We start from the raw sequence: 15,208 nt of genomic DNA, 5'->3' as shown, positions 1-15,208 counted from the left end.
CATTATCGAAAGTAAAAGCAAGTCGTGTGAAATTATTTTGTTTTTCTGATCTATAGTTTTGAAGAGGTGTATGTTTAATTGTTTGTATCAAATTAGATACAATTTAATAGGAAGCCAACGAATTGGAAGATAATATTTAGAGGCAAAAATTGATGTTGTAACAAGTTTTAAATGGGTGGTAGACAGTGTTTAAAGAGGATATAGTGGCGTTGTTTTTAAAATTGGCACATTTCTTTCTGATGAACATGAAAAACTACACAAAATGAAAAAATTAATTGTTTTGGCCATTGGCCTATTCGTAGCCGGTGCAGCAAATGCACAGAGCCCAATCAGATTGGGTATTAAGGGAGGCTTAAACTTACCGAACATTATTAAAGGTGACGGTAATAATGATTTTAAAACAAAAGTTAATCCTGGTTTCAATGCCGGTATTACTTTGGATATTAATCTGATTAAAGGATTGGCATTTACTCCGGAGTTACTGTATTCTACAAAAGGGTATAAAGCAGAGACTCCTTTTGGTGAATTTACGCAAACAACTCATTTTATTGATATTCCTATTTTAGCAAGTATTAACGTTGGTGGTTCAGGATTGAATTTAGTGGTTGGTCCTCAGGTATCTTTCCTTACTTCAACTAAAAACAAATTTGAAAATGGATTTGGAACTGCTGAAGAAACAATTATTGAAGATAAATCGGATAGATTTAAGAAAAGTCTGGTTGGAGGTGTAATTGGATTCAGATATGATGTAACTGATAAGGTAGACATTCATGGCCGTTATGCATTGGATTTCCAAAAGAACAACGAGAATGGATCAAAAGAAACTCCTGAATACAAGAACCAGGTGTTCTCTGTAGGATTAGGATTGAAATTCTAATTGTTTCGGTTGGATAATTAGATACTCAATTTTTACGGAAGAGCCCGACTATTAATGGTCGGGCTCTTTTGTTTATGCTAATCCCATTAGAGTGTATCAAATCCGAGACACTCACAACGCACGGGTTCATTAGGTTCTGATGAGTGTTTGGTTTTGTTTGTAAACGGCAGTAAATGAGCTGTTTGTTTATTTGTTCGCCTCCCTTTAGATGATTGGTTTTGGGGTCTTTGGCATGGTTATTACAATACACTCTGTGAATTTTAAACAGAAAATTATGAAAAAATTATTCATTATAGGACTAGGATTAACAGTAAGCAGTTTAGCTTTTAAGGCAAATGCACAGACTTCACAGTCGGCTGCTAACGACAAAATGAGCTTCGGTATTAGAGCCGGTGCCAACTTGATGAATATGGGCAAAATCCAGTGGGGTGGCCAAGATTATTCAACAGACTCAAGGGTCGGATTTCAGGCAGGTATTTATGCTGATTTACCTATGGGCGGAGGGTTTGCCTTCTTGCCAGAAGCGATGTTTATACAAAAAGGTGCTAAATTAAGTGAAAACGGGGTGGATTTTGATACCAAGGTATCTTATATAGATGTTCCTGTATTAATAGGGTATAAGGCTACTCCGGAACTAACTGTATTTGCAGGCCCTCAGGTATCATTCCTTCTTTCACAAAAATCGACAGGTGCACTCAATAATGGTATTGAGGGAGAATCGACCGATACAGAGAATTTTAGTAAGTCGCTGGCCGGTGGTGCTGTTGGTTTGGGATATAGTATCACACCAAATATCAATGTTAACGCACGATATATGATGGACTTCCAAAAGGCTCTTAAGGATGATGTAAACCAGGATAAGATTAAGAATAAAGGATTTGCATTATCATTAGGTTACACTTTTTAAGTTGGCCGGTTTTTAAAGTGTAAGTAAAAGAAATTGAGGTCTTTGCAAAAATATCAAAAATTGCATGTAACTTTAAAAAGTTATGAAAGAGATATTTCTTTCTTCTTCATACTTCAAAAAGATAACCAACGAGAGCAGGAACGAAATTAATCCCTAATTGTGTGTGAGGATAATATTCCTATTTAACCTTAAAAAGCATCCTGAATAGGGTGCTTTTTTTATAACTTTGAAATTTAAACAATCCATTGCCGTAATGAACGTTAAACATCTGCTTATTGCTACCCTCCTTTTATCTATCTCAGTATCGTCAACAAAGGCTCAAAAAAAATCTTATTTACAAACTTTAACAGAGAAGAATCACTGGGTTGATTCTGTATTCAATAAATTGAATAGACGCGAGAAAATTGCCCAAATGTTCTTTGTGAGAGCACACACCAATTTGGGGAAGGCTTATGAAGACTCTATTGCCAACGTAATTAAAAAGGAAGATGTTGGTGGCTTGGTGTTTTTTCAGGGAGGACCTGGCCGACAAGCTATTTTAACAAATCAATATCAGTCATTATCAAGGGTACCCTTATTGATTACTTCTGATGGAGAGTGGGGTCTGGGGATGCGTTTAGATAGCACTATCTCTTATCCTTACCAAATGGCCTTAGGAGCAATTCAGGATAAAGAGCTGTTATATAAAATGGGCCTGGAAGTGGCTAAAGATTATAAACGCATTGGTATGCACATGAATCTTGCACCTGATGTTGATGTAAATAATAACCCTAAAAATCCGGTTATAAACTATCGTTCTTTCGGAGAAAATAAATACAACGTAGCTACAAAGGCTGGCGAATATATGAGGGGAATGCAGGATGGGGGTCTATTGGTTAGTATTAAACATTTTCCCGGACATGGAGATACCGATGTAGATTCTCATTACGACCTTCCTCAGCTTAAGTTTTCTAAAGCACGTTTGGATAGTTTGGAGATTTATCCATTTAGAGAATTAATTCGTCAGGGTGCTGCAGGTGTTATGATTGCACACATGAATATTCCGGCACTAGACAACACACCGAATATGCCTTCAACATTATCAAAACCCATTGTTACTGGTATTTTAAAACAGGAATTGGGTTTTAAGGGACTGATTATTTCTGACGCTATGGGCATGAAAGGGGTGGTTAAATATTTTAAGGACGGAGAAGCTGATGTAATGGGTGTAATTGCAGGTAACGATATTCTGGAGCTTTCAGAAAATAGCGATAGAGCAATAAAACTAGTTCGTAAAGCGGTTAGACAAGACCGGATTAGCATGGATAGAATTAACGAAAGTGTTAAAAAGATCCTTACGGCTAAATACTGGGCGGGCTTAAATGCCCGCGATTCTATTAATGAAAGAAATGTGGTTGCTGATGTAAACAGACCGGAAAGTAAAGTGCTTTTGCAAAAGCTGGCTGATGCTTCTATGACGCTGTTAAGGGGCAAGGCAAATATTAGTCAATTGTCTAAGGATAGAAGAACGGTAATCATCAGTTTAGGTACACCTGGAGTTACAGATTTTCAACGTGATCTAGGGGCTTACTATAAAAATTCTGTATTCTATACACTGGATAGGAACGCCAATGCTACAGCTATTGCAAAGGTTTTGAGATACATTAATGTTTTTGATCAGGTAATTATTGGCATTCATGATACTCGTATCAGGCCTGGAAACGGGATGATTTTAAGTAACGACTTGAAGATGTTTATTAAGGATATGTCGTTAAGTAATGCAATTTTTGCTTTGTTTGCCAATCCGTATAACCTATCGGCATTGCCTGGTCTTGAGAACAGCAAAGGGCTTATAGTAGCCTATCAAAAAGAGGATTTCATGCAAAAGGCGGCCGCATCTGTAATTAAGAATCAACTGATTCCTACAGGGAGACTGCCCGTTACTGTGAATGCTTTTTTTAAGTATGGAGACAAAGAGTAATTGTTAAATTACTTTGCTTTTTGTTGTTTGTAAGTTTCCGGATCAACTGCTTTTGGCGTCCAGTTTTTCAAGAAGTCGGTAACAGCTTTTACGCTATGTCCCGTTTTCTTTTTGCCATTTGCATCTTTCTCATCCGTTTCCAGGTAAGCAGAGTTTTGGGTATGCAATAATTTTCCGTTACCATCAAGTATTACAAAAACAGGAAATCCGAAACGTTGCGGGTAATTAAGGCTGGCAAGCACAGCCTCGTTTTTGTTTTCAGGACTGTAGTTTACCAAAACAACTTCGTAGTTGTCGTTAATGAATTGTTTTAATTCAGGCGTATTGTCAACCATTTTATGAAAAGCAATACACCAGCTGCACCAGTTACCACCAATTTGCAAAAACACATGTTTTCCTTCTTTTTTAGCTTTAGCTACAGCGCCATCAATATCTGCACGGGCATTGGCCTGTGGATTATAAATATGTACCGCTTCTTTTTTCTCTTGTGCAGAGCTTGCGCCTACAGTTGCTATGGCAATAAGTAGTATTAAGGCTATCCTTTTCATTGTTCAGTAATTTAATTGCAAAATTAATAGAATAGCTAACATCAATTGTAATACCAGTTTAATATTCTCTAGTTAAATAGTAGATTTTATTTGTAGCCATATTTTTCTAAATAAGTTATAGCTTTACGTAATGCCTCAACAACCTTTAAAATTGCTTAGAGCATCTGCCGGATCGGGTAAGACTTTTAGCCTAACCCTGCATTACCTTACACTTTTATTTAGCGGCCCGGGTAAATACAGGGAAATTCTTGCAGTTACCTTTACAAATAAGGCAACAGCCGAAATGAAGGAGCGGATATTGGGGGCCTTACAAGCGATAGCAAAAGGCGATCCCTCAGATTTTAAGCCGCTCTTAAAGGCTAGTTATCCTGAGCTTTCTGATGAGGATATTAAAGCAAAAGCACAGATAATTTACAGCAACATACTTCATGATTTTGGTAGGTTCTCTGTAAGCACAATTGATGGCTTTGTGCAAAAGGTAATTCGAAGCTTTGCTTTTGAACTAAATCTGGATAGTGGATATAAGCTGGAAATGAATCATGACAAAGTAAAGGAGGAGCTGGTTAAAGCACTGAACTTACAGATGGAAGCTGATCCTGAATTGCTGGAATGGGTAACGGCGCTTGCCATAGACAGGATAAGCGATGGTAAGGACTGGAATTATCAGCGTGCGTTAAAGGATCTGGCCAATGAGATTTTTAAAGAACGATACTATCCTTTTCAGGAAGCGATGTTGCTTATGGGAGAAGATAGATCGGCAGAATTTAATACTTTAAAACAAACTGTAACCTCTGGCATAAAAGCATTTAATAAAACCCTGTTTGACCAAGCTACGGACCTGAAATACATATTTGATCTTTCTGGTGTTTTGCCCGAAGAACTGGCACGTAAATCTCTTAATCCTTTGTTAAAGCTGGATAAGATATTGAATGAAGATTATAGTATTTTTCCTGCCCTGGCCAATATGGTTGATGATTTTGAGCAGTGGCCGCATACCTCATTAAAGGATACATCAGGAGTAAGGCAGTTGTATGATGACCTTAATCCAGGGTTAAAGAAAATGGTCGACTTTTATCAGGAAGGTGCCGAACAATACTCAACATGGCTGGCCATTCATAAAAACAGTTCTTACTTACGGTTGATGCAGGAAATGGCACAGCAATTAAAAAATTATAGGGCCGAAAATAAAGCACTCCTTATCAGTGATGCCCAACAGTTATTGGTTGGCATAACTGGAGCGGATGCGGAAAATCCTTCTTTTATCTGGGAAAAAACGGGAAATAGGTATAAGCATTTTTTATTCGATGAATTCCAGGATACCAGCACCATGCAGTGGCTTAATTTTTTGCCACTTATTAGAAATGCGCTATCAGAATTTGAAGGGAATACTACCGAGCACCTCATTGTAGGTGATGTAAAGCAGTCAATATATAGATGGCGTAGTGGCGACTGGCGCATTTTGCATAGTAATGTAAGACATGATGTGCAGGCGCATAATGTTGTAGAGGAAAACCTGGAGTTTAACAGGAGAAGTACAGCTAATGTGATTGCATTTAACAATTTTCTGTACAGCCATTTGCCATCTATTTTGCAAAGACAACTCAATGGAATCCTGGCAGAGACGCAGAGAGAAGATCTTTTAAGTTATTGGAATCAGGAGTATAACCAAATTATTGATAGCGCTTATGAAGGAAGCTTTCAAAACGTTACTCCTCAAACGCTAACGGGGGGTAAAATCGAGATGCAATTTCTGAACAAGGAAGATGATTCAGAGTCAGAGGATGAAAGTCCCGTTGCGGCTATTCATTCCGTTAACAAAATCATTGAACTGCTATCGGTTCATGGGTTTTTTATGAAAGATATTTGTGTGTTGGTAAAGACTAATAGAGAGGCAGAAATAATGATTTCAGCCTTATTGGATAGACAAGACGATTTATCGGCCGCTGCGGGCAAAACGTTTCAGGTTATTTCCGGAGATGCTTTAAAGATATCGTCTAACCTTGCCGTCCAGTTGCTGATCAATATATTTAGAATGTTGGTGGCAAGAGAGGATGAACAGGCTATTTATCGGGCTACATGCGCAAGGTTGTATAGCCAGATTAACAACCCGGAAGGGATGGATGAGAAAGTAGCGCTAACTGCTCAGGATTGGATGGATATTGCTAGTCAGCCTATTCAAAATCTTACCTCTTATTTTCCTGAGGACTTCTGCAACGGTTTTGAGAATTTCAGGCAGTTGCCTATGACCAGCTTAATGGAAAGAATGGTGCAGTTTTTTGGATTGGGGACGGGCCGGAATGAAAATCATATTCCTTTTATTATGGCGCTTAGAGATCAGATAGGTGTTTTTGCCGGAGGAGGTGATCAGGGTCTGGGTAGGTTCCTGGAATGGTGGGATGAAGAAGGCTTAAATAAAGCTTTGCCTAACGCTGATGATCAGGATGCGGTGCAAATCATGACCATTCATAAATCGAAAGGATTAGAGTTTAAGGCGGTAATTATTCCATTTTTAAACTGGAAATTAAATATCCCAAGTGGATTTATTAAGAAAATACTATGGGTGAATGCCGGACAGGCAGGGTTTGAAAACTTTAGTACTTTACCAGTGGATTATAGCAGTAAACTTGCGTCTACAGCGTTTGCACGTGAGTACTTTGAAGAAATGCTGCTAAACTATATGGATGCCCTAAATACATTATATGTAGCAACCACCAGGGCAAGAGAATATTTATATCTGGTATGCCCTAAAACAACAACTGTAGAGAAGAAAAAGGAAAGTACGGTTAAAAATGAGCTTCAGAATATATTACTGAACCTTTTTAAAAATGAAGAGGAATCAGGTTTTGTACTTGAAGAAAACCTGATGTCTTTTGGAGAATTACGGCCTGCAGTTAAAAAAGCATCTGAAATTAATGAAAGCGCCATAAAGGTTTCTAATTATTATGTGAATGAGCGCCTGACTTCTAAGTTTAATTACCAAAAGAATAATGATGATGGTTGGTTTAATGCCCGCCAACGAAAAGGAGTAGTGTTACATGGTATTCTGGAAACCATTACAGATTTAAAAGATCTTGATAAATTGATCTCGGTGAAAATGCAGGAAGGTCTGATCAGGCGCAGTGAGCGTGATGAAGTAAAGCAAGCAGTTATAGATGTGATCAATCAACAGGAAATAGCAGAGTGGTTTAAGAATTCTAAAAGCATAATTAGTGAAAGAGATATGATTTTGGAGGGGGGAGAAGTGAAACGTCCGGATAAGCTTTTTGTAATGGAGGATAAGGCTGTGTTGCTCGATTTTAAATTTGGTGCCCCTCATAATAAATACATAGACGATATCAATCATTACAGGGAAAACCTGTTGAAAATGGATGAGTTTAAACAAATAGACGCTTACATCTGGTATGCCGAAACAGGAAAATTATTAAAAGTATCGTAATGGAAAGTGTGAACGAAGGAAAGTTTTTGAACAGAGTTGCCGCCGATCTTTTAGAACGTTTTGGTAATGAACTACAGGATGTAGCCATTGTTTTTAACAATAAAAGACCTCAGCTATACTTAAAGAAATACCTTGCAGAAGTGAGCGGTAAGCCAATTTGGAGCCCACAGATGTATACTATTCAGGAATTTCTTTCACGAGGCACGGTACTTGTTCCTGCAGGTCAGCTTAAACAATTCTTTGTTTTATATACCTGTTATAATGAACTATTAAAAGGAGAGGGCAAAGAAGATGTTTCGCCGGATGAGTTTTATCCGCTGGCAGAAATTATTCTTGGCGATTTTAGTCAGGTAGATTATTATCTGGCCAATGCTAAAGAGATATTTGGGTTAATTGAAGATATAGCCGAACTGCAACTGCAATTCCCAAACTTTGATGAGGAGCAATTACAGTTTATGCGAACATTCTGGGGCTCTTTTTCTGCAAAAAAGCAGAACCAAATGCAAGAAAGGTTTATAGAGCTATGGCAAAGAATGCCCTTGCTTTATGTTAATTTTCACTCAAGATTAGCTAAGGAAAATCTGGTTACCAATGCCAGGATGTACCGTAACCTTGCAGAAGGTAAGAACTCAGATCCCGAATTTTTAAAAGCATTTAAACATACTGTATTTGTTGGTTTCAACGCTTTGTCAAAAGCGGAAGAGCGGTTTTTTAAGCAGTGGCAGGAAAAAGGATGGTGTTCTTTCTATTTTGATGTAGACGCGCATTATTTTTCAAATCCATTGCAGGAAGCCGGACATTTTATCAGAAGAAATATACATACTGTTGGACTGGTTAACCAGTTTAAAGTAGCGCTGGCAAGACTGAACGATGCGGCAAAGGAATTTGTTGTTGTGCAGGCACTGGGTAATGTTGCTCAGGGCAAGTTACTTTCGGAGCTTTTATCAGAAAATGGGGCTAAAAGTGCAGGTGGAAAAGCAATTATTCTTGCCGATGAAAAGTTGCTAATCCCGGCTTTGCAAACTATTGACGACGATAGTGTGAATGTTACTATGGGCTATCCTTTTGAGCAATCGGCCTTATATGGCTTATGTGATCTTTGGCTCAGTATCCAGGAAGCCCTGTTGTCTGATGCAGAGGTTAACTATAAGCATGTTTTATCTTTCCTTTTTAATCCGTTGATTCCTATTGACCCGGATCTACGCAATGAGTTGCATAATAAAGTTGTTGATGAGAAAAAGGCATCTTTTGATAGAGCAGAACTCTTGCGGATGGGCAAGATCGCAACCATCACCTTCAACACTTTTGTCGATTCCTTTACAACGATAAGGCATCTTGCAAGTGTATTATTATACGTTTCAGAAGAAAGCAAGCTGCAAAGAATGGACAGCTTATTGTGTACCGAAGCAGTAAAAGCACTTAATGCACTTACAGATAGTTTTGAAGAGCTAAAAGCAGAGGGAGTAAAGGATTTGAATCCGAGGTTTGTTTTTAAGCTTATCAGAAAAGCACTTCAAGGATTAACCGTGCCCTTTGAAGGAGAACCTTTGGCCGGTTTGCAGGTAATGGGACTTTTGGAAAGCAGGAACCTGGACTTTGATGAACTTATCGTTTTAGGTGTAAATGAAGGTATCCTTCCTAAAATCAATAATAACCCCTCATTTATTCCTGATAATATTAGACGTGCTTTTGGTTTGCCTATACTTGAACATCAGAATGCAATTTCGGCTTACCTGTTTTATAGGTTACTGCATGTTGCCAAAAAAATTACACTGGTTTATAATGGTGTTACAGACGAGAAAAGTACAGGAGAGGAAAGCCGATTTGTAAAACAGCTGGAGTTCGAAACCAATTGTACGTTTTCGCATAGGGTGCAGCAGAACCAATCAATTGAGAATCCCAGAAACCTGAAAATTGTTGTAGAAAAAAAGGGAGATGTATTAAAAGGACTGGAGAAATATTTCAAAAGAAATTCTACCCCCAAATACGACAAGAAAATATCTGCTACTGCGTTTACAGATTATAATACCTGCTCTCTAAGGTTTTTCTATAAAAATATTGCCGGGTTAAAGGAGCCTAAAGATTTACCGGATAGAATAGAAGCCAATTTAATTGGAAGTGCACTACATACGGTAATGGAAGTTTTTTATGAGCCTAGTGTAGGAGCTGAGATAACCGCCGATTTTATTAAGGAAAGGGAAAAGAAGCTGTCAGATATTTGTGAATTTGCCCTGGCTAAAGAACTTAAGCTTAATGCGGCCAAAGCGGGAACGCAAACTCCGGCTTTGCAACAAATTGTGTTACAGGTATTAGAGCAGTATGCGCTTAAAATTTTAAGAAATGATGAAAAGCTTACGCCTTTTAAAATAGAGGAACTTGAAAATAAAAGCGATTATGTGATGCTTTATCCAATTGATACAGAAGGAAAGAATCGTAATATCTGGCTGTACGGTATCATTGACCGCGTTGATGTAAAAGATGGAAAGATCAGGATCGTTGATTATAAAACAGGCAAAGATCAGCTTAAGTACAAAGATTTTCCTTCTCTTTTCGAGGATCAGGCAAAAGATCATAACAAAGCTCTTATACAAACATTATTCTACACGTATGTGTATGAGCAGGTTAAAGGTAGGCAATATGTAGAGCCTCATCTTTATACCGTTAGAGATTTTAAAGAGGGTACTTTATTTAAAGAAAAGCAAAAAGGGGGATTGGTATTGCAGGATCAGAGCCTTGAAGCGTTTAAATCTATGTTTGCTGATAAATTAAATGAAAAGCTGAATGAACTGTTTGATGAAAACATTCCGTTTCTGCAAACTGAGAATAAAGAAAACTGCTCGTATTGCCCTTATAAAGACATTTGTCAGAGATAGTTAAGGAATTAAACCATTATGGATATATTTCAAGTGTAAAACTTTCTTTTCAAAGGCGGGCAGTGGTGCGAATAAATTGCATATAAAAACAATTTTATCTAAGTTTGCCGCAATTAACATTTGAATATACAATGAGAGAGATTCAATTTAGAGAAGCTTTACGTGAGGCCTTAAGCGAAGAAATGCGCAAAAATGAGAACATTTTTTTGATGGGCGAAGAAGTTGCACAATATAATGGTGCATATAAAGTTAGTCAGGGAATGTTGGATGAATTTGGAGACAAACGCATTATAGACACGCCTATAGCTGAGTTGGGCTTTACCGGTATAGGTATTGGCGCAGCAATGAACGGATTGGTTCCAATCATAGAATTCATGACTTTTAACTTCTCTCTGGTTGCTATAGATCAGATCATTAATGGTGCAGCAAAAATGCTATCTATGAGTGGCGGACAGTTTTCTGTGCCTATTGTATTTCGCGGACCAACTGGAAATGCAGGTCAGTTAGGTGCTCAGCACTCTCAAAACTTTGAGAACTGGTATGCAAACTGTCCGGGTTTAAAAGTTGTAGTTCCATCTACTCCTTACGAAGCTAAAGGCTTGCTTAAACAATCTATTATTGATCCTGATCCGGTTATCTTCATGGAATCTGAGGTTATGTACGGCGATAAAGGCGAAGTTCCTGAAGGCGAATTTTATATTCCTCTAGGTAAGGCTAACGTTGTAAAAGAAGGTACTGATGTAACCATCGTAACTTTTGGCAAGATGCTTACCCGTGTTGTAAACCCAGCTGTAGAAGAATTAACTAAAGAAGGCGTTAGTGTTGAAGTAATTGATTTACGTACTGTACGTCCTATTGATTATGCAACTATCATTGAATCTGTTAAGAAAACCAATCGTTTGGTAATTGTTGAAGAGGCTTGGCCATTGGCTTCTATCTCTTCTGAAATTGCATTTAATATCCAAAAAAATGCTTTCGATTATCTTGATGCTCCGGTATTGCGTATCACTTGTGCAGATGTACCGTTGCCTTATGCACCAACTCTTATTGCGGCTAGCTTACCTAATGCAGAAAAGGTAGTTAAAGCTGTAAAAGAAGTTATGTACGTAGCAAAATAAGACTAATTATTTAAAAGAAATATAATCCCGCTGGTTAAACCCTCTGCGGGATTTTTTTTATTTTTGACCCCACTGTACTTTACAACATCAAATAGAGATCAAAATGAGTAATCACTCTACAATAATCGCTGCTGAACTCGCAGTGGCGGAAAAGCAGGTTATCGCTACTATTGAATTATTGGATGAAGGAGCAACTGTTCCCTTTATTTCCCGTTACCGCAAGGAGATGACAGGGAGTTTGGATGAGGTACAGGTTGCCGCCATCCGCGACAGGTTTCAGCAGCTTCGTGAGCTCGATAAGCGTAGAGAAGCAATTTTAAAAGCACTTGCTGCACTTGAAAAACTTACACCAGAGCTTGAAGCAAAAATAAACGCGGCAACAAATATTGCCACCATTGAAGATATCTACCTTCCGTATAAACCAAAGCGTAAAACCAGAGCATCAGAAGCCCGTAAAAAAGGTTTGGAGCCTCTTGCTATTGCCATACTTGAGCAAAGCAAACAAGATCCGGAACTTGAAGCCGGTAAGTTTCTTAATGATGAGCTTGGCGTATCATCAACAGATGAAGCGCTTGCCGGGGCTAGAGATATCATTGCAGAAATTATAAATGAGAACATTGATGCAAGAACATCAATGAGAAAATATTTTCAAAACAATGCGATTTTTAAATCGACCCTGGTAAAGGGAAAAGAAGAAGAGGGGATTAAATACAAAGACTATTTTGACTGGAACGAGCCACTTAAAACAGCCCCTTCTCATAGAATCCTTGCAATGCGCAGAGGAGAAAATGAGGATATTCTAAAGCTTGAAACCATGCCTGAGGAAGAGGGAGCAATTCAAATTCTGGAGAAGCAGTTTGTGAAAAGCAACAATGGCAGTTCAGCACAGGTTAAATTAGCCATACAAGATAGCTATAAGCGTTTGCTGGGCCCAGCAATGGAAACAGAGGTTCGCGGTATTTCAAAAGAAAAGGCCGATGAAGAAGCGATCCGTGTATTTGCAGAGAATGCAAGGCAATTGCTGCTGGCTGCTCCAATGGGACAAAAGAATGTTTTGGCAATAGATCCTGGATTCCGTACCGGATGCAAGGTTGTTTGTTTGGATATGCAAGGTAAATTACTTGAAAATACTGCTATCTATCCGCATAACGGTCAAAGAGGTGTTCTTGAAGCTGCCGAAACCATCAAAAAATTATGTGCTAAGCACAATGTTGAGGCTATCGCTATTGGAAATGGAACTGCAGGCAGAGAGACCGAGGTGTTTATCCGTGGGTTGGCTATAGCCGACGTAATTGTGGTGATGGTTAATGAAAATGGTGCATCTATCTATTCAGCCTCTGAGGTTGCCAGAGAAGAATTTCCAACTCAGGACATCACCGTTCGTGGGGCAGTCTCAATTGGACGTCGTTTAATGGATCCGTTGGCAGAGCTTGTTAAAATAGATCCTAAGTCTATAGGTGTAGGGCAGTACCAGCATGACGTAGATCAGAATAAGCTGCAGGCTTCTTTAGATGACACTGTAATGAGTTGTGTGAACGCTGTAGGCGTAGAGTTAAACACGGCATCCAAACAGGTTCTGGCGTACGTATCAGGGCTTGGTCCGCAGCTTGCACAAAACATAGTAAGTTATCGTAATGAGCATGGTGCTTTTAAAAATAGAGAAAGCCTTAAAAAGGTACCTCGTTTAGGAGACAAGGCTTTTGAGCAGGCCGCTGGATTTTTGAGAATTAGAAATGCTGAGCATGTGCTTGATACTAGCGCTGTTCACCCAGAGCGCTATGCCCTGGTTAATAAAATGGCAAGAGACCTGAACTGCAGCGTAGCTCAGTTAATGAAGGATGCTGAATTAAGAAAACAGATCAAACTTCAGCAATATGTAAGTGAAGAAATTGGTTTGCCAACCTTAAATGATATTATGAGTGAGCTTGCAAAACCAGGAAGAGATCCTCGTGAGCAGTTCGAAATATTTAGCTTTACTGATGGCATAAATGCAATAGCTGATTTAAAGATCGGTATGAAATTGCCTGGCATTGTTACCAATATTACCAATTTCGGAGCCTTTGTAGATATAGGAGTTCATCAGGATGGATTAGTGCATACGAGTCAGCTTTCCAATAAATTTGTAACCAATGCCAATGATGTTGTTAAAGTTCATCAAAAAGTAGAAGTTACGGTAGTTGAAGTGGATGTGGCAAGAAAGCGTATTTCGCTTTCTATGAAAACAGCCACCGCTGCTCCAAAGCCTCAGGTTAAAAAGGCAGATCAAAAACCAAATAGCTTTAAAAAACCGGTAAGTGCAGGTAAACCGGATCAACATAGAAAGCCGTCAAAACCTCAAACTAATGGTGTTGGAGGGAAGAAAGATAAACCGCTACCAGATGGGGATTTACAATTGAAGCTTGAAGCATTGAAAAACATGTTTAAATAGTAAAAAGAGCATTGCAGTCCGTCATCTCTCCTATCGTGGAGATGACGGACGATTTAAAAAAACGTCATTGGTAATCTCATTTTGTTAACTACAGCTCAATCTGTCTTTTGATACTTTCTTCAAGAGAGATTAATGTTTCTGTACGTTGTATGCCAGATACAGCCTGGATTTCTTCGTTTAATACATGTCTAAGGTGGCTCGTATCGCGACAAATGATCTTGGCAAACATACTATAGGCACCGGTAGTGTAATGGAGTTCTACAACTTCTTTAATTTTGCTTAGTTGCTCTACAGCATCTTTATATTGAATTCCCTTTTCAAGATAGATACCAAGGAAGGCACAGATGTCGTAACCAGCCTTTTGCGGATCAATAATGAGATGTGACCCTTTGATGATACCCATTTCCTGAAGTTTTTTCATGCGGACATGTATTGTTCCACCAGAAACAATCAGATCTTTAGCAATTTCAGTGTAAGGCTTAGTTGCATCATGCATCAGCTGCTTCAAGATATCAATATCCAGGTTATCAATTTCTAAATTTTGGGTTTCTTTTTTAAGCATCGTTTTGATATTTGGTAACAATATTCTAAGTTAATTAGAAATATCGTAAAAATAAAATAAAATGTTTAAAATATTTGCAACGTATATAGGTTGTTGTTACATTTGTATCAAGCAAGTAACAAAAAATAGTTCTTTAAAACTTGTTTATACTCTGTAGGGTGGTGAAATTGGCAGACGCACCTCCTTGTCTCGGTGGTGGAGAATTTGGAAAACCCGTAAGGGCTAACCACTCCTTGAAGGTTCGACTCCTTCCCCTACAGCTATTAAGTAGTTAAATCAACCTAAACCTACTACTTAAGAATTAGTACTTTATATAATGTTGGGTGGTGAAATTGGCAGACACGCCTTCTTGTCTCGGTGGTGGGGATAAATGGATAAACGCAGTTTATGGGTTGACCACAAATTAATTTTTGAACTGTAGCTAACTACCCCTTGAAGGTTCGACTCCTTCCCCAACAGCCAGTTTTTTTATGAATAATAAGTTAGTTAAAAAACGAGT

9 protein-coding genes and 2 tRNA genes are annotated in these 15,208 nt (G+C 38.4%); 9 read left to right on the top strand and 2 right to left on the bottom strand.

Features of this window, described 5'->3' with window-relative positions:
* Nucleotides 1–262 precede the first annotated feature (262 nt).
* The 3 genes from HQN86_RS17720 (at nt 263) to HQN86_RS17710 (ending at nt 3,744) form a co-directional block, all read left to right on the top strand.
* Entirely contained in the window at nt 263–877 is a 615-nt protein-coding gene (locus tag HQN86_RS17720; protein WP_172662238.1) for a porin family protein, read from the top strand.
* Nucleotides 878–1,151: 274 nt separating this feature from the next.
* Nucleotides 1,152–1,784, top strand: a complete 633-nt coding sequence (locus HQN86_RS17715) for a porin family protein (protein WP_172662237.1) — start codon at nt 1,152–1,154, stop codon at nt 1,782–1,784.
* 253 nt (nt 1,785–2,037) lie between these two features.
* Nucleotides 2,038–3,744 carry a glycoside hydrolase family 3 protein gene (locus HQN86_RS17710; protein WP_172662236.1) on the top strand — a complete coding sequence of 569 codons (1,707 nt, stop codon included), beginning with the start codon at nt 2,038–2,040 and terminating at the stop codon, nt 3,742–3,744.
* A gap of 8 nt (nt 3,745–3,752) precedes the next feature.
* Here the strand turns inward: HQN86_RS17710 and HQN86_RS17705 are convergent, their stop codons facing one another.
* Nucleotides 3,753–4,292 carry a thioredoxin family protein gene (locus HQN86_RS17705; RefSeq protein WP_172662235.1) on the bottom strand — a complete coding sequence of 180 codons (540 nt, stop codon included), beginning with the start codon at nt 4,290–4,292 and terminating at the stop codon, nt 3,753–3,755.
* A gap of 130 nt (nt 4,293–4,422) precedes the next feature.
* On the opposite strand from HQN86_RS17705, the gene HQN86_RS17700 reads away from it, so the two are divergent.
* The 4 genes from HQN86_RS17700 to HQN86_RS17685 all read left to right on the top strand — a co-directional run bounded on the left by HQN86_RS17700 (nt 4,423) and on the right by HQN86_RS17685 (nt 14,147).
* Nucleotides 4,423–7,728, top strand: coding sequence for a UvrD-helicase domain-containing protein (locus HQN86_RS17700; RefSeq protein WP_172662234.1), 3,306 nt, complete (start codon nt 4,423–4,425; stop codon nt 7,726–7,728).
* A complete protein-coding gene (locus tag HQN86_RS17695; RefSeq protein ID WP_172662233.1) occupies nt 7,728–10,601 on the top strand; it encodes a PD-(D/E)XK nuclease family protein in 2,874 nt (957 codons plus the stop codon). Before HQN86_RS17700 ends, HQN86_RS17695 begins: the two co-directional genes overlap by 1 nt.
* A gap of 131 nt (nt 10,602–10,732) precedes the next feature.
* A complete protein-coding gene (locus HQN86_RS17690) occupies nt 10,733–11,719 on the top strand; it encodes a pyruvate dehydrogenase complex E1 component subunit beta (protein WP_048908243.1) in 987 nt (328 codons plus the stop codon).
* A 103-nt stretch (nt 11,720–11,822) separates the two neighbouring features.
* On the top strand, nt 11,823–14,147 hold the full coding sequence (locus tag HQN86_RS17685; protein ID WP_172662232.1) for a Tex family protein: 2,325 nt from the start codon (nt 11,823–11,825) through the stop codon (nt 14,145–14,147).
* 88 nt (nt 14,148–14,235) lie between these two features.
* Here the strand turns inward: HQN86_RS17685 and HQN86_RS17680 are convergent, their stop codons facing one another.
* Complete coding sequence (locus HQN86_RS17680; protein ID WP_048908245.1) at nt 14,236–14,709, bottom strand: Lrp/AsnC ligand binding domain-containing protein; 474 nt, start codon at nt 14,707–14,709, stop codon at nt 14,236–14,238.
* A gap of 152 nt (nt 14,710–14,861) precedes the next feature.
* Here HQN86_RS17680 and HQN86_RS17675 point away from each other — a divergent pair.
* A tRNA-Asp gene (locus tag HQN86_RS17675) sits at nt 14,862–14,969 on the top strand.
* A gap of 57 nt (nt 14,970–15,026) precedes the next feature.
* Nucleotides 15,027–15,171: transfer RNA gene (locus tag HQN86_RS17670), tRNA-Asp, on the top strand.
* The last annotated feature ends 37 nt before the right edge of the window (nt 15,172–15,208 follow it).

It is taken from the genome of Pedobacter panaciterrae (assembly GCF_013204795.1).
In the GTDB taxonomy this organism is placed as follows: Bacteria; Bacteroidota; Bacteroidia; order Sphingobacteriales; family Sphingobacteriaceae; genus Pedobacter; species Pedobacter panaciterrae.
Note: the sequence above shows the minus strand (reverse complement) of the source record. Positions and strands in the feature narration are given on the sequence as shown.